This is a genomic window from Streptomyces ferrugineus, from assembly GCF_015160855.1.
GTDB lineage: Bacteria > Actinomycetota > Actinomycetes > Streptomycetales > Streptomycetaceae > Streptomyces > Streptomyces ferrugineus.
Genome location: NZ_CP063373.1, coordinates 1,027,404 through 1,042,899 on the forward strand (window position 1 = coordinate 1,027,404; position 15,496 = coordinate 1,042,899).

At 70.7% G+C, this 15,496-nt stretch carries 14 protein-coding genes; 3 read left to right on the forward strand and 11 right to left on the reverse strand.

Annotation, left to right across the window (positions count from 1 at the left end):
* Positions 1–15 precede the first annotated feature (15 nt).
* The 4 genes from IM697_RS04925 to IM697_RS04940 form a co-directional block, all read right to left on the reverse strand.
* Positions 16–762: a DUF6227 family protein gene (locus IM697_RS04925; RefSeq protein WP_194045092.1), complete on the reverse strand. Its 747-nt coding sequence runs from the start codon at positions 760–762 to the stop codon at positions 16–18.
* Between the two features lie 178 nt (positions 763–940).
* Entirely contained in the window at positions 941–2,155 is a 1,215-nt protein-coding gene (locus IM697_RS04930) for a L,D-transpeptidase (RefSeq protein WP_228044506.1), read from the reverse strand.
* Between the two features lie 162 nt (positions 2,156–2,317).
* Positions 2,318–3,346: a P1 family peptidase gene (locus IM697_RS04935; RefSeq protein ID WP_194045104.1), complete on the reverse strand. Its 1,029-nt coding sequence runs from the start codon at positions 3,344–3,346 to the stop codon at positions 2,318–2,320.
* 28 nt (positions 3,347–3,374) lie between these two features.
* Complete coding sequence (locus IM697_RS04940) at positions 3,375–4,613, reverse strand: low temperature requirement protein A (RefSeq protein ID WP_194045106.1); 1,239 nt, start codon at positions 4,611–4,613, stop codon at positions 3,375–3,377.
* Between the two features lie 127 nt (positions 4,614–4,740).
* On the opposite strand from IM697_RS04940, the gene IM697_RS04945 reads away from it, so the two are divergent.
* On the forward strand, positions 4,741–4,917 hold the full coding sequence (locus IM697_RS04945) for a hypothetical protein (RefSeq protein WP_194045108.1): 177 nt from the start codon (positions 4,741–4,743) through the stop codon (positions 4,915–4,917).
* A 184-nt stretch (positions 4,918–5,101) separates the two neighbouring features.
* Here the strand turns inward: IM697_RS04945 and mscL are convergent, their stop codons facing one another.
* The 6 genes from mscL to IM697_RS04975 form a co-directional block, all read right to left on the reverse strand.
* On the reverse strand, positions 5,102–5,560 hold the full coding sequence (gene mscL, locus IM697_RS04950) for a large conductance mechanosensitive channel protein MscL (RefSeq protein WP_194045110.1): 459 nt from the start codon (positions 5,558–5,560) through the stop codon (positions 5,102–5,104).
* 87 nt (positions 5,561–5,647) lie between these two features.
* Complete coding sequence (locus tag IM697_RS04955; protein WP_194045111.1) at positions 5,648–6,196, reverse strand: hypothetical protein; 549 nt, start codon at positions 6,194–6,196, stop codon at positions 5,648–5,650.
* 162 nt (positions 6,197–6,358) lie between these two features.
* Complete coding sequence (locus IM697_RS04960; protein WP_194045112.1) at positions 6,359–7,201, reverse strand: S-methyl-5'-thioadenosine phosphorylase; 843 nt, start codon at positions 7,199–7,201, stop codon at positions 6,359–6,361.
* A gap of 78 nt (positions 7,202–7,279) precedes the next feature.
* Entirely contained in the window at positions 7,280–7,609 is a 330-nt protein-coding gene (locus tag IM697_RS04965; protein WP_194045113.1) for an FmdB family zinc ribbon protein, read from the reverse strand.
* 67 nt (positions 7,610–7,676) lie between these two features.
* Positions 7,677–8,969, reverse strand: coding sequence for an MFS transporter (locus IM697_RS04970; protein WP_194045114.1), 1,293 nt, complete (start codon positions 8,967–8,969; stop codon positions 7,677–7,679).
* Between the two features lie 250 nt (positions 8,970–9,219).
* On the reverse strand, positions 9,220–10,716 hold the full coding sequence (locus tag IM697_RS04975) for a potassium/proton antiporter (RefSeq protein WP_194049591.1): 1,497 nt from the start codon (positions 10,714–10,716) through the stop codon (positions 9,220–9,222).
* Between the two features lie 265 nt (positions 10,717–10,981).
* On the opposite strand from IM697_RS04975, the gene IM697_RS04980 reads away from it, so the two are divergent.
* The gene (locus tag IM697_RS04980; RefSeq protein WP_194045115.1) at positions 10,982–13,816 is read left to right on the forward strand and encodes a penicillin acylase family protein; all 2,835 of its coding nucleotides are present in this window, start codon (positions 10,982–10,984) and stop codon (positions 13,814–13,816) included.
* A gap of 69 nt (positions 13,817–13,885) precedes the next feature.
* Here the strand turns inward: IM697_RS04980 and IM697_RS04985 are convergent, their stop codons facing one another.
* On the reverse strand, positions 13,886–14,500 hold the full coding sequence (locus IM697_RS04985; RefSeq protein WP_194045117.1) for a 5-formyltetrahydrofolate cyclo-ligase: 615 nt from the start codon (positions 14,498–14,500) through the stop codon (positions 13,886–13,888).
* 93 nt (positions 14,501–14,593) lie between these two features.
* Between IM697_RS04985 and galU the strand changes: the two genes are divergently transcribed.
* On the forward strand, positions 14,594–15,496 hold the full coding sequence (gene galU, locus IM697_RS04990; protein WP_194045119.1) for a UTP--glucose-1-phosphate uridylyltransferase GalU: 903 nt from the start codon (positions 14,594–14,596) through the stop codon (positions 15,494–15,496).

A 15,496-nucleotide genomic window follows, 5' to 3' on the forward strand; every position in this document is an offset into this window, starting at 1 on the left:
CGCGCCAGGGCTGCCCTACGGCACCTGCGCCGCCCGGCGCTCCATCGCGTCGCGTGCCGCGTCCTCGCTGACGTACACCTCGCACATGTGCCGCCCGTCGGGCGTCGCCGTGTGCTCGACCTCCCAGAGGGAGACCTCCTCGCCGTCGCACAGCAGAAAGGCGTGCTCGTAGAGCGCGAAGCACAGCCCGGCGCGGCCCGCACGGCACGGGCGCCCGAAGGCCTGCGTGATCTGGTGCGCGCACGCCGTGGCCAGTAACGCGGCCGTCTCCGTGCCCGGCCGGTCGGCGTTCTCCGCCCGGCGCAGCAACCGGCGGGCATGGTCCGGCGAGTCGTCCGGCACATACGCGTGCCGGGGCGCGGGGATCGGCGACAACTGCACCGTCACCGGCAGCTCGAAGTCCGGCGCGTCCGGCGGCAGCGGCAGCCGCGCGGTCGCGGCGCGCAGCTCCTCCTCGTCGGCGTACACCTCGTGCTGCGGTTCGCGGCCGCGCGCGGTGTTGTGCACGAGTTCCCACAGGGTGAGCGCCGAGCCGTCGGCGAGCAGCCAGGTGTGCCGATACGTCTCGCGGTGCAGCCCGGCGCTGTGGTGCGCGGAGTGCAGCGAGCTGTCATGAGCCAGCGCACAGTCGAGCCGCCGTATCGCCTCGTCGGGCAACTCGAAGGAGTTCAGGGCGCGGCCGAGGAGTCGCGCGAGGTGCTCCTCCGGAGACTCCGGCGACTCGGGTGGTTCGTACGCTGCCGTCTCGTACGGAACGCTCAAGGCTTCTCCCGGCGTTGCTGCATGTCACCTTGTGGGTGCATACCGTAGCCCCTCGGTCGGACATCATGTCCGGGAACCGAGAAAACGTACGTCCGGTAAAACGCTCGGGCCGCGCGAGAAGTTCCCGCGCGGCCCGACGAACTGTCAAGAATCCCTGCTCGGACACTACTTCAGTGGATCAGACGGCACTCCCCGCGACCCACTGGCTCCACGCCATGTTCCAGCCGTTGAGCCCGTTGTCCGGCGTCACGGTCTTGTCGGGGGAGTTCTTGACGATCACCACGTCGCCGAGGATCGAGTTGTCGTAGAACCACTTGGAGGGCGTGTCCCCCTGTCCGCCCCGGACATCCTGCAGGCCGACGCAGCCGTGGCTGGTGCCCTGTCGCCCGAAGGGCGGGTTGCCCTTGTTGTACCAGTAGTTGCCGTGGATGAAGGTGCCCGACTGCGTCAGCCGCATCGCGTGCGGCACATCGGGGATGTCGTACGCGTTGGCGAGGCCGACGGTCCTGCTGTCCATCCGCAGCTTCGTGAACTTCTCGGAGATCACCATCTGCCCGTTGTACGTGGTGAACTCCGCGCTGCCCGCCGAGATCGGCACCGACTTGACCGTGCTGCCGTCGCGCACCACCGTCATCGTCTGCGTGTTGACGTCGACCGTGGAGACCTGCGAGCGCCCGACGGTGAAGGTGACCGTCTTCTTCTGCACCCCGTAGACGCCGTTCGCGCCCTCGACGCCGTCCAGGTCGATCTTCATCGTGACCTTGGAGCCGGCCTTCCAGTACTCCTCGGGCCGGAAGTCGAGCCGCTGGGTGCCGAACCAGTGCCCGACCACCTTCTGCCCACTGCTGGAGGTGACCGTGATGTGCGACTGCACGGCCTTCTTGTCGCTGATCGCCTTGTCGAAGCTGAAGGACACCGGCATCCCGACGCCGACCGTGGTGCCGCCGTCGGGAGTGTACGTCCCGATGAAGCTGTTGGCCGAGGAGACCGTGGTGAAGGTGGAGTCGGCGGCGGTGGTGCGCCCTTCCCCGTCCTTCGCGGTGGCCGCTATCTCGTACTTCGTCCCCCGCTCGAGCTGTTCCTTCGGCTTCCAGCCGGTCCCGTCGGCGGACAGCGAACCGGGCACGTCCTGCCCGCTGTCCGCCGCCTTCATCGTCACCTCGGTCAGCTTGCCGCCGCTGACCTTCACGCCGGTCGTGTTGATCGACGCCCCGGTCGAGCCGTCCTTCGCCGAGATCGCTATCTTCGCGGCGGACGTCCTGGCGGAGTCGCCGCCCTTGTCGCCGTTGTCGGCATTGGCGCTGCCACCGCAGGCGGTGAGCGTCAGGGCGCCGATCATCAGGGCGGCACAGGCCCCCAGTGCGCGCCGCGCTGTTATGTCCGGCGTTGTCACGAGCTGCTCCATCTTCATGCGGTCTGCGGGATCCGTTCCGTTCCACGGTGGAAGAGGCCACCGCCGCCGGAGCGGGTTCCCAGCGTTCGCGGTGAATGCCATCACGTGACAGAACCGCGACAATCGCCGCACGGAGCAGACGCCTCCGCCTCAACTCGCCCGCTACGCCTCCCCGTACAGCTCCCCGTACGACGGCCACACCCCGCCCGGCCCGGCCACCGACTCGGCCGCGCGCACGGCCCGTACGATCGCCCGGGTCACCGCGTCCGCGCCGGCCGCGAGGAGGCCGTTGAGCGCGAGCGGATTCCCGGCGTCCAGCGGGCGCTGACCGGTGGCCAGCGTGAACACGGTGTCCCCGTCGTGGAGCAGATGCACGGGTCGTACCGCCCGAGCGATCCCGTCATGTGCCGTACCCGCCAGCTTCTGTGCCTGCGCCTTCGACAGGTCCGCGTCGGTGGCGACGACCGCGAGCGTCGTGTTCAGCGGTGGCAGCGCGTTCTTCTCCGCGAGCTCGGCGAGGCGCCGGCGTGCGGCCTCGTGGACGTGCGCCTCCGGGTATGGCACGCGCCCCTGGAACAACTCCCCGTACAGCACACCGGTTTCCGGATCCACGACCGCCCCAGCCGCGTTGGCCACCACCAGCGCGGCCACCGTCACCCCCGAGTCGAGCACCGTGCTCGCGGTGCCGATCCCGCCCTTGACCGGGCCCACGGTGGCTCCCGTACCGGCGCCCACACAGCCCTCCGGCACCGCGGCGCCCGCCTCGCTCGCCGCGGCCGCCTCGACCGCAGCCCGCCCGGTGGCCGCGTCCGGCCTGGCCCGGAAGTCGCCGCCGCGGCCGAGGTCGAAGACACAGGCGGCGGGCACCACGGGCACGACATGCGCCGGATCCACCCCCACCCGCACCCCGCGCCGCTGTTCCTCCAGCCAGGCCATCACCCCGGACGCCGCGTCGAGCCCGTACGCGCTGCCGCCGGTCAGCACGATCGCCTCGACCTTCTGCACCAGGTTGCGCGGATCGAGCGCGTCGGTCTCCTTGGTACCGGGCCCGCCGCCGCGCACGTCCACCGCGGCGACGGCACCGCCCTCGGGTGCCAGCACCACCGTGGTGCCGGTGAGCCAACCGTCGCCGGTACGCGTCGCGTGCCCCACCCGCAGCCCCGCGACATCTGTCAGAGCGTCAACTGTCATGGGGCCAGTCTCGTCCGGACCGGGCCGGTCAGGCGACCGGCGCTCGCGCCGCCGTCTCGCGCTCCCGGGCCGTCGTGCGCGCCGTCAGAGTCTCGCCGGTCGCCACCGTCAGGGCGCAGACGAGACCGGCCGCGAGCACCGCCCACTCGCCCAGGAACGTGCAGCAGATCACCAGCAGGGCCGCGGTCGGCAGCACCAGCTGCTGGGCGATGCCCACCTTGAAGTGACGCGAGTGCAGCGCCCAGACGGTGAGCAGATACAGCGCCGTCGGCAGGGTCACCGCCGCCGACGCGGACAGCGTCGAGATGTGCGCCTTGCCCACGGACTGCTCGACCGCCACCTCCAGCCCCGCGCCGATCGCGGCAGCCGAGGCGAAGACGACGTAGTGGCCGTAACCCCACAGGAACGCCTGCCTGTTGGATCTCAGATGACCGTGGATCGGCACCACGAAGTAGATCCACCAGGCAGCGAAGATGATCAGCAGCCCGCCCGCGGCGATCGGCAGCAGTTCGCCCAGCGCGTCCTCCTCGTCGATGCCCGTCTTCACGGCGACCGTGGCTGCCGCGATGGTCTCGCCGAGCACGATGATCGTGAACAGCCCGTACCGCTCGGCGATGTGGTGCGGGTGCCAGGACGTGGGCTGGACCTTCTCCGCGTACACCGGCACGCACATCTCCAGGACCGCCATCACCACGAACACCGCGACCAGGGTGTCCTCGGGCAGCACCACGAGGCCGACCCAGCCGATCTGGCACAGCAGCACACCGCCGGCGTACCGCAGGGCCATCCGGCGTTCCCTGCCCTCACTCGACCCGGCCACGCGCAGCCACTGCGACACCAGGGCGAGCCGCATGATCACATAGCCCACCAGCACCGCCTGGTACTCGTGGTCCTCGAACGCCCGGGAGACCCCGGCCGCCAGCACCAGCACACCGGCGATCTGGATCAGCGTGACGACCCGGTAGAGCACGTCGTCGTTGTCGTAGGCCGAGGCGAACCACGTGAAGTTCATCCACGCCCACCAGATGGCGAAGAACACCATCGCGTAGTTGAGGATGCCCTCGCCCGCATGGCCCTCGGCGACCGCGTGCACCAACTGGATGCCCGCCTGGGCGATGGCCACGACGAAGCACAGGTCGAAGAAGAGCTCCAGCGGAGTGGCGGACCGGTGTGCCTCACCGCGGCCACGGGCGGTGAGCCTGCGCAGCGGGCTGCGGTGCGCGGGCGGGCGGGGGGAGTCCGGCGCGGGAGTGGAACTGGACGTCATGGGATCAAGCACAGCAGATGGCGCGTGGAATTTCTCCCGCTGAGCGGCACCCGCACAGCGGCCCGAGCGGGCGTCCCGGGGGCCGCGGCCGTCAGAGCCGCCGCCCCGAGGGCCGTACCCTGGACGCATGAGCACGCCCCCCGCCCCCGAGCCGCGCGAGCCCAAAGCCGCGCTGATCTTCGACGACCCGCTGGACCAGCAGTCCTCGGACGACACGGACCGTGGGTGGGGCGAGCGGCAGGGCGGCGACAGCGCGGCCGACCTCAAACGCTTCCTCGACGAGAAGCCGCCCCACCACATCTGATCCGGAGCGCCGCGGCCCTGACGGTCGATGAACGTGACGTCGACATGCTCCAGATCGTCCACGACGCGCATGATCCCCGCCTTGTCCGACCCCGTCGCCGCCGCCAGGCCCCGCCGCACCGTGGGACCGCCGCACCGTGGGACCGCGGTCGACCAGCACGATCAGCGCCGGCGCGGTCGCGGCGCTAAGGCCGGTCGTGTCCCGAGCCGCGCTGGGCGACCAGTGCGTCGCGGATCTCCTTGAGCACCTCCAGCTCGGTCACCTCGATGACCTCCTGCGCGCCCTCCTTCGCCTTGCGGCGGGCCTCCACCCGGGCCAGGTACTTCGCCATGGGCAGCACCATCAGGAAGTAGACGACGGCCGCGGTGATCACGAAGCTGAGCGCGGCACCCAGCACCGAGCCCCACAGGATCTGGATCCCCTGCTCGCCCTCGCACGACCCGCTCAGGCACGAGCTGTAGTGATCGAGGTTCTTGGTGCCGATCGCTCCGACCAGCGGATTGATGATGCCCTTCACCACCGCGTTCACGATGTTGGTGAACGCGGCACCGATCACCACCGCCACTGCCAGATCGACGACGTTTCCGCGCATCAGGAAGGCCTTGAAGCCCTCCCAGACGCCCGGTTCCTTGTTCTCGCTCACTTCGGAGCCACCCCTTGTACACACGGCTTGTGGAACAGACCGCTCCGCAACCTACGTCAGGGCCACGCCATCCTGTCCAATCGCGGCTCAGCACAGCGTCACCGCCAGCCGAGCCGTGGCGCTCGCGCCCGCGAGGCGCGCCGCCGTGGCACGCGGCACCGACAGCACGACCAGCGCACCGCTCCCGGCCGCGGCGTCCAGCGGCTCCGGCACCTTCGACACCCGCGCCCCGCGCGCGACCACCCGGGCGTCGCCGCCCCTCGCGGTGTCCGCCGCGGCGATCACATCGACCCGGTCACCGGGCCGCAGCAGCCGTACGGTGGCCCCGTCGGCGATCCGCACCGGAGCGGACACCCGCTCGACGGCAGGGTGTTGGCGCACCGGCCCCGCCACCGGATGGCCACGCGCCCGGTCGGCCTCCCGAGGGCCCGCCGCCACGAGCGCCGCCGCGGTCACGGCGAGCCCGGCCGCCAAGGCCCGCCTTCGGTGCCGTACCAGCCGGCGTGATCGATACCGCCCGCCGCGCACCCGGACCGGCGCGAAGTGCGGCACTTCGCAGGTGGCCGGGGCGTCCGTGCCCAGCGGCAGCGGAGCGCGCGGAGAGGAAGGGGAAGGGAACGGCGGAGCAACGGACACGGGAACCACCACCTGCGACGACGGAACGGCTGTCAGCCCACGATGGGCCAAAAGCGCCGCCGCCCGCCGGGCCCCGTGGACTACCGGCCGGTTGTGGAAAACGCCCCCACCCGAACGAGGAGTTCCGCCCTCCCCGCCGGGGCAACCCCCAGGGCCACCGCCCTACGGCAGCTCGAACCCCGGATCCATCCCGCCCAGCGCGCCGGTGCACAGACAGTCCCGCTCCTCGTTCGTCGGCAGCGCCGCCACCGCGTCGAAGAGCACCCCCCGCAGCCGGTCCACATTCGCCGCGAACACCCGCAGCACCTCGTCGTGGGAGACGCCCTCACCGGTCTCCGCGCCCGCGTCCAGGTCGGTGACCAGCGTCAACGACGTGTAGCAGAGCTCCAGTTCACGGGCCAGCGCCGCCTCGGGGTGGCCGGTCATGCCCACCACCGACCAGCCCTGCGCCTGGTGCCACAGCGATTCGGCGCGGGTCGAGAAGCGGGGCCCCTCGACGACGACCAGCGTGCCGCCGTCCACCGGCTCCCAGTCCCGACCGCGCGCCGCCTTCAGCGCGGCCGCGCGACCGGTGGGGCAGTAGGGGTCGGCCAGGGAGACGTGCACCACGTTCGGCACGGTGCCGTCGGGCAGCGGCAGCCCGTCGAAGTACGTCCCGGTCCGGGACTTCGTGCGGTCGACGAGCTGGTCCGGCACCAGCAGCGTGCCCGGACCGTACTCGGGGCGCAGACCGCCCACCGCACACGGGCCGAGGACCTGGCGCACGCCGAGCGAGCGCAGCGCCCACAGGTTGGCCCGGTAGTTGATCCGGTGCGGCGGCAGATGGTGGCCGCGGCCGTGCCGGGGCAGGAAGGCGACCCGCCGGCCGGCGATCTCGCCGAGGAAGAGGGAGTCGCTGGGCGCCCCGTAGGGGGTGTCCACCTGTATCTCGGTCACGTCGTCGAGGAACGAGTAGAAACCGGAGCCGCCGATCACGCCGAGTTCGACGTTCGCCTTGTTCGCCATGCCCGCACCCTAACCGCACCCGGAAACGCCGAGGACCCCGTCGCCGGACGGCGACAGGGTCTCGTAAGAAATGGGTCCCTACGCGGCGGTGCTGCTGGAGGAGGTGCCGGTGCTCGACGCCTTCGAGTCCGAGGACGACGAGGAGGATGTCGAGGACGACGAGGACGAGTCCGACGACGCGGAGGAGGACGTCGACGGCTTCGACGACGACGGCGCGCTGCTCGACGAGGAGCCGCGGCTGTCGTTGCGGTAGAAGCCGGAGCCCTTGAAGACGATGCCGACCGCGGAGAACACCTTCTTGAGGCGGCCCTGGCAGCTGGGGCACTCGGTCAGGGCGTCGTCGGTGAACTTCTGCACCGCCTCGAGGCCCTCGCCGCACTCGGTGCACTGGTACTGGTAGGTCGGCACTGTCTTCCTCCTGGCACTCTCACTCGATGAGTGCTAACGACGAACAATAGTGACGCATTCCAGCCGCTCAGTCCACTGCCACCGGCATGCGGTGACCCACGCCACGTGCGACCGTACGGCCGCGGGGCCGCGTCGCCAGCCGGGAGCGCAGCGCCACCAGGGTCGCGAGCGCGAGCAGCGTCCCGGCCATCGGCACCAGGAACCCGGCGCCGCCCCACAGGCGGTCCTCCAGCTGTCCGGCGACGGTCACCGCCGCGGCCTGGCCGAGCGCCACCGCACCCGTGAGCCAGGTGAAGGCCTCGGTCCGGGCACCGGCCGGGACCAGGCCCTCGACCAGCGTGTACCCGGTGATCAGCGCGGGCGCGATGCACATGCCGACGAGCAGGCCGAGGCCCGCCAGCACCAGCACCGAGTGGGCGGCCCACAGCCCGGACGCGGCCAGCGCGAGGGCGGCGTACCCGACGAGGAGGCGGCGCTGCGGGGCCACCTTCCACGCGATGGCGCCGCAGGCCACGCCGGAGAGCATGTTGCCCGCCGCGAAGGTGCCGTACAGGACGCCGTTGAGTCCGGGCTCGCCGATGGACTCGGTGAAGGCGGCCAGCGAGACCTGCATGCCGCCGAAGACGGAGCCGATGCCGAGGAAGGCCACGATCAGCACCCGCACCCCGGGGACGCGCAGCGCCGAGGCGTGCTCCACGCGCGCGTGCCCGCCGGCGGCGACCGAGGGCTGGGTGCTCTTCTGCGCGGCGAACAGCAGACCGCCCAGCAGCGTGAGCGCGGCCTCGGTCACCAGGCCCGCGGCCGGGTCGACGGCCGTGCACAGGGCGGTGGCCAGCAGCGGGCCGACGACGAAGGTCAGCTCGTCGGTGACCGACTCGAAGGCCGCCGCCGTCGACATCAGGGGCGAGTCCTGGAGCCTGACGCCCCAGCGGGCCCGCACCATGGGCCCGACCTGCGGCACCGAGGCACCGGTCGGCACGGCCGCCACGAACAGCGCCCACAGGGGTGCGTGGGCCAGCGCGAGCCCGGTCAGGGTCAGTCCGGACAGGGCGTGCACGAGGACGCCGGGGACGAGGACGGCGCGCTGGCCGTAGCGGTCGGCGAGGCGGCCGCTGTAGGGCGCGAACAGCGCCATGGAGACGCCGGTGACGGCCGCGACAGCGCCCGCCGCACCGTAGGAACCGGTGGTGTGCTGGACCAGCAGCACGATGGAGAGGGTCAGCATCGCGAACGGCTGACGCGCCGCGAAGCCGGGGAGCAGGAACGTCCAGGCGCCGCGGGTGCGCAGCAGCTGTCCGTATCCGGGGCGGGAGGAGGCCGACGAGTCCTTCGACGGCTCCTGGGTGACCGTGGACGCCACGGCCCGTGCCTTTCTGCCGCCTGGTAGCGCGGCCCCGGTGGGTGGGGGAGCGGCGCCGAGAGCTGTCCTCTTGCGCGGAACTGCGGTAGATACCGGCGCCCACATGAGGAAGGACGTCCCGGCCGCCATACGGCCGCGCCAGCTCTGCGTCAGGCAGAGTTGGTTCGATCTGGGGTTACGCCTGCATAGTACAGGGATCAGGCCCCGTTGACCTTGTGAAAATGAGCACTGCGCAGCGCTCCGCCTGCGATCAGCTCGTCCCGTTCGTTCCCAGCCATCCGGCCAGCTTGCCTCCGGCGCCCACCGCGCGCAGCCGGCGCTCGGCGGCGTCCCGGACCGGGTCCGTGGCCACCACGAGCAGTTCGTCCCCGAGCCGCAGCACCGTCGTCGGCAGCGGAACGAACGACTTTCCGTCCCGGACGACGAGGGTGACGGCGGCCCCGGCCGGCAGCCGCAGCTCGTTGATCTCGACGCCGTGCATCTTGGAGCCCTCGGGGATCGCGAAGGACAGCAGATGCCCGCGCAGCCGCTCCAGCGGCGCCGACTCGATGCCGAGGTCGGCGGCCTCGGGACCCTGGCCGAGGTTCAGCTTGCGGGCGAGCCACGGCAGGGTCGGCCCCTGGATCAGCGTGTAGACGACGACCAGGACGAAGACGATGTTGAAGATGGTGCGACTGCCCTCGACGCCGCTCACCATGGGGATCGTCGCCAGAATGATGGGCACGGCGCCGCGCAGCCCGGCCCAGGACATCAGCGCCTGCTCCCGCCAGGGCACCCGGAACGGCACCAGGCAGGCGACGACGCCGAGGGGCCGCGCCACCATGGTCAGCACCAGGCCGATGACGAGCGCGGGCACGATGTCGTCGCCCAGCTCGTGCGGCGTGACCAGCAGGCCGAGCAGCACGAACATGCCGATCTGGGCGATCCAGCCGACCCCGTCGGCGAACCCGCGCGTGGCGGGCCAGTGCGGCAGCTTGGCGTTGCCCATCACCATCGAGGCGAGGTAGACCGCGAGGAAGCCGCTGCCGTGCGCCATCGCGCCGGCCGCGTAGGCGGTGACGGCGATGGCCATGACGGCGATCGGATAGAGGCCGGAGGCGGGCAGCGCCACATGTCTGAGGGCCCAGGCGCCCAGCCAGCCCACCGCGAGGCCGATGGCGGCGCCGATGGCCAGCTCCTGAGCTATCTCGCCCACCAGCGCGTACCAGTGCTCGACCGGGCCGTGTTCGGAGAGGGCGACGACCAGGATGACCACGGGGGCGTCGTTGAAGCCGGACTCCGCCTCCAGGGTGCCCGTCACGCGCGGGGGGAGCGGGATCTTGCGCAGCACGGAGAACACCGCGGCCGCGTCCGTCGAGGAGACGACCGCTCCGATGATCAGCGCCTGCCGCCACTCCAGCCCGACCAGGTAGTGCGCGGCCGTCGCCGTGACCCCGACACTCACCGCGACCCCGACCAGCGCCAGCGCGGAGGCGGCCGGCAGGCCCGGCCTGATCTCCTTCCACTTCGTGCCCAGACCGCCTTCGGCCAGGATCACGACCAGCGCCGCGTAGCCGATGACCTGCGTCAGCTCGGCGTCGTCGAAGCGGATGCCGCCGATGCCGTCCTGGCCCATGAGCACGCCGATGCCCAGGTATACGAGCAGGCTGGGGAGCCCGCTGCGCGAGGAGATCCGGACCGCTGCGACGGCGACGAGCAGGACGAGCGAGCAGACGAGCAGGAGTTGGTTGAGGTCGTGGACAGTCAGCGGCCGTTCCCTTTCCCTGGCACGCGCACGCGCGCGGGCTCATGTACATAGGACACGAAGTGGTGGTTCTCCGCACCTAACTACTTCGTTACCTTACCTAACTCTTGACGATTTCTTGACGCTCCGGGGTGCATGATCGAACACCCGCCCGTGCTGGTTGCCTACTCCGCGTCAAGGTGGATCGGGCCCTGCGCCTATGGTTGCTCCAGCGCTCATTCAAAAGGACCGCCCGCCTGCCTCTCGCGTTAGGACAGCAAGGACAGCGATGCCCCCCAACACCACCGCCTCCACGGGTCAGCAGCCCGGCAAGTCCGGCAGGAAGAAGGGGCGCAGAGCCCGCCTGCTCGTCCTCGTGCTGGTACTGGCCGTCGTGGCGGGCGTCGCCGGCGGGGCGTACTGGTCCATCAGCACCGTCCGGGCCTCGTTCCCGCAGACGAAGGGCTCGCTCACGCTCGAGGGCCTGTCCGGCCCGGTCGACGTCAAGCGTGACGACTACGGCATCCCGCAGATCTACGCCTCCTCCGACGAGGACCTGTTCATGGCGCAGGGCTACGTCCAGGCCCAGGACCGGTTCTGGGAGATGGACGTACGCCGCCACATGACCTCCGGCCGGCTGTCGGAGATGTTCGGCAAGAGCCAGGTCGACAACGACGAGTTCCTGCGCACCCTCGGCTGGGACCGGATCGCGCGACAGGAGTACGACAAGACGCTGTCGGCCTCCACCAAGAAGTACCTCCAGGCCTACGCCAAGGGCGTCAACGCCTATCTGGACGGCAAGGAGGGCAAGGACCTCTCCCTGGAGTACGCGGCCCTCGGCTTCACCAACGACTACAAGCCCGCGAAGTGGACCCCGGTCGACTCGATCTCCTGGCTGAAGGCGATGGCCTGGGACCTGCGCGGCAACATGCAGGACGAGATCGACCGCGCCCTGATGACCAGCCGCCTGGGCCCCAAGGAGATCCAGGACCTGTACCCGCAGTACCCGTACAGCCGGAACAAGGCGATCGTCCAGACCGGTCAGTACGACGACGTCACCAAAACGTTCGAGCAGTCGGGCTCCTCGGCCGCCGCGGGCTCGGCCACGGGCGGCGGCACGGCGGGCACGGCCGCCTCCTCCGGCTCCTCCGCCTCCTCCGGCACCTCCGGCCTGCAGGGCCAGCTCGCGGGCCTGCAGAACGTCCTGGAAGACCTGCCCACGGCCGTCGGCGTGAACGGCGACGGCATCGGCTCCAACTCCTGGGTGGTGTCCGGGAAGTACACGATCAACGGCAAGCCGCTGCTGGCCAACGACCCGCACCTGTCGGCCTCGCTGCCGTCCGTCTGGTACCAGATGGGCCTGCACTGCCGCTCGGTCTCCAGCACCTGCCAGTACGACGTCAGCGGCTACACCTTCGCGGGCATGCCCGGCGTGATCATCGGCCACAACCAGAACATCGCCTGGGGCATGACCAACTCCGGCGTCGACGTCACCGACCTCTACCTGGAGAAGCTCTCCGGCGACGGCTACCTCTACGACGGCAAGACGAAGGCCTTCAACACACGCGAGGAGACCATCAAGGTCGCCGGCGGCGCCTCCAAGGAGATCGTCGTGCGGGAGACCCAGGCCGAGAAGACCGAGGACGGGCAGACCCTGCCCGGGATGCCGCTGCTGTCCGACCGCAGCAGCGAACTGGTGAAGGTCGGCAGGAAGGCCACCGTCGACACCGCCGCCCCCGACCGCGGTGACGGCTACGCCATCGCGCTGCGCTGGACCGCGCTGGACCCGGGCACCACCGTGGACGCCGTCTTCGCCATGAACAAGGCGAAGAACTGGACCGACTTCCGCGCCGCCGCCGCCCTGTTCGACGTGCCCTCGCAGAACCTGGTCTACGCCGACACCGAGAACCACATCGGCTACACCCTGCCCGGCAAGATCCCCACGCGCGCGGAGGGCTATGACGGCTCCGTCCCGGCGCCGGGCTGGGACCGCAAGTCCCGCTGGACCGGCTACATCGACGACGACGAACTGCCGTACGAGTACGACCCGTCCCGCGGCTACATCGTCACCGCCAACCAGGCCGTGGTCGACAAGACCAAGGCCAAGTACCCCTACACGCTCACCACGGACTGGGGCTACGGCGCCCGCAGCCAGCGCATCACCGATCTGATCCAGTCGAAGATCGACGACGGCGGCAAGATCTCCACCGACGACATGCGCCAGATGCAGCTCGACAACAGCAGCGAGATCGCCAAGCTGCTGGTGCCCAAGCTGCTGAAGATCAACATCGACGACAAGGACGTCCGGCACCCGGAGTCCATCCGGGAGGCACAGGAACTCCTGGAGGGCTGGGACTACACCCAGGACGCCGACTCGGCGGCGGCCGCCTACTTCAACGCGGTCTGGCGCAACATCCTCAAGCTCGCCTTCGGCAACAAGCTGCCCAAGGAGCTGCGGGTCGAGGGCCAGTGCCTGTGGGTCGACCCCGTCAACACCACCCGCCCCGCGGACGAGACGGAGGAGGTCCGCGAGTGCGGTGAGCGCGAGCCCGACCAGGCCCAGCCGGACGGCGGCGACCGCTGGTTCGAGGTCGTGCGCAACCTCATGGACGACGAGGACAGCGACTGGTGGACGACGCCGAAGTCGGGCACCCGCCCCGGGGCCACCAACCGTGACGAACTGTTCAAGCGCGCCATGATCGACGCCCGCTGGGAGCTGACCGCCAAGCTCGGCAAGGACATCGACACCTGGAGCTGGGGCCGGCTGCACCGGCTGTTCCTGGAGAACCAGACCCTCGGCACCGACGGGCCCGGATTCCTCCAGTACGCCCTCAACCGCGGCCCCTGGAAGCTCAGCGGCGGCGAGGCCACGGTCAACGCCAGCGGCTGGAACGCGGCCGGCGGCTACGTCGTGGTCTGGGTGCCGTCGATGCGGATGGTGGTCAACCTCGGCGACCTCGACAAGTCGAAGTGGATCAACCTCACCGGCGCCTCCGGGCACGCCTACAACGCCCACTACACCGACCAGACGGACAAGTGGGCCAACGGTGAACTGCTCGACTGGTCGTTCTCCAAGAAGGCGGTCGACGGCACTACGAGCGACACGCTCGTGCTCAAGCCCTGACCCCGGGCTCCTGACGCGAGCGGCCGCCACGCGCGCGTGGCGGCCGCTCGCGCGTCCGGGCCGCGCCGGTCAGCCGAACCGCCGCACCCCCGACGGCGTCACCACCGCGTGCACCGGCCGGTCGTGCGGCTCCTCGGGGACGCGCTCGACGACCTCGGAGTCGTACAGCAGCACCACCAGCGCGGGACGGGCGCCCGCGCTCTCCAGCCGGGCGAGGACACGGTCGTACGACCCCCCGCCGCGCCCCAGCCGCATCCCGCGCGCGTCGACCGCCAGACCGGGCAGCAGCACGACGTCGGCCTCGGTCACGGCGTCCGGGCCGAGACGCTCGCCGGCGGGCTCGAAGAGGGCCATCTTTCCGCCGTGTTGGACGCGGGCGAGGGAGCCCCGGCCGGCATACGCGCCCCAGTCGAGGTCGTTGTCGGGCAGCAGCGCCGGGAGCAGCACGCGCACGCCCCGCGCGCGCAGCGCGTCGAGCAGCGCGAGCGTGCCGGGTTCGCTCCCCACGGAGACGTACGCCGCCACCGTGCCCGCCCCGGCCAGCTCCGGCAGTTCCAGTGCCCGCCCGGCCAGCTCGGTCGCCGATGCCCGCACGTCATCCTCCGGCAACCTGTCTCTCACCGTGAGGAGCTCGCGCCGCAACGTTCGCTTGTCAGGCTCGGCCGGGCGTCCGGTGTGCCCCATGGGTCGCTCCCTTCCCTTCGCATTGTGCTCATATGAGAGTCAAATGACCGGAGCCTCTGATTCCCTACAAAGGCAACGGATAAGGTGGCGGGCATGACTCAGTCCCACCCTCGGATCAGCAAGGCTGTCATCCCCGCAGCGGGTCTCGGCACCCGCTTCCTGCCGGCCACCAAAGCCACTCCCAAGGAGATGCTGCCGGTCGTCGACAAGCCGGCGATCCAGTACGTGGTCGAAGAGGCCGTGTCCGCCGGCCTCGACGACGTCCTCATGATCACCGGCCGCAACAAGCGCCCCCTTGAGGACCACTTCGACCGCAACTACGAGCTGGAATCGGCCCTGCAGAAGAAGGGTGACGCCGGCCGGCTCGCGAAGGTGCAGGAGTCCAGCGACCTGGCCACCATGCACTACGTCCGCCAGGGCGACCCCAAGGGCCTCGGCCACGCCGTCCTGTGCGCCGCCCCGCACGTCGGCCACGAGCCCTTCGCCGTCCTGCTCGGCGACGACCTGATCGACCCGCGCGACCCGCTGCTCAAGCGGATGGTCGAGGTGCAGGAGCAGCACGGCGGCAGCGTCATCGCGCTCATGGAGGTCGCGCCCGAGCAGATCCACCTCTACGGCTGTGCGGCCGTGGACCCCACCGAGGACGGCGACGTCGTCAAGGTCCACGACCTGGTCGAGAAGCCGGCCGCCGCGGACGCCCCGTCGAACTACGCCATCATCGGCCGCTACGTCCTCGACCCGGCCATCTTCGACATACTGCGCAAGACCGAGCCGGGCCGCGGCGGTGAGATCCAGCTCACCGACGCCCTCCAGCAGCTCTCCCAGGACGAGAAGGTCGGCGGCCCGGTGCACGGCGTCGTCTTCAAGGGCCGCCGCTATGACACCGGCGACCGCGGCGACTACCTGCGTGCCATTGTCAGACTCGCGTGCGAACGTGAAGACCTGGGCCCGGACTTCCGGACCTGGCTTCGCAGTTACGTAGCCGAGGAGATGTAG

Bases quoted from the DNA above. Each gene is read 5' to 3' on its own strand.
- IM697_RS04935 (WP_194045104.1), bottom strand. From the start codon at position 3,346: ATGACAGTTGACGCTCTGACAGATGTCGCGGGGCTGCGGGTGGGGCAC.
- IM697_RS04940 (WP_194045106.1), bottom strand. From the start codon at position 4,613: ATGACGTCCAGTTCCACTCCCGCGCCGGACTCCCCCCGCCCGCCCGCG.
- IM697_RS04945 (WP_194045108.1), top strand. From the start codon at position 4,741: ATGAGCACGCCCCCCGCCCCCGAGCCGCGCGAGCCCAAAGCCGCGCTG.
- IM697_RS04960 (WP_194045112.1), bottom strand. From the start codon at position 7,201: ATGGCGAACAAGGCGAACGTCGAACTCGGCGTGATCGGCGGCTCCGGT.
- IM697_RS04980 (WP_194045115.1), top strand. From the start codon at position 10,982: ATGCCCCCCAACACCACCGCCTCCACGGGTCAGCAGCCCGGCAAGTCC.
- IM697_RS04985 (WP_194045117.1), bottom strand. From the start codon at position 14,500: ATGGGGCACACCGGACGCCCGGCCGAGCCTGACAAGCGAACGTTGCGG.
- galU (WP_194045119.1), top strand. From the start codon at position 14,594: ATGACTCAGTCCCACCCTCGGATCAGCAAGGCTGTCATCCCCGCAGCG.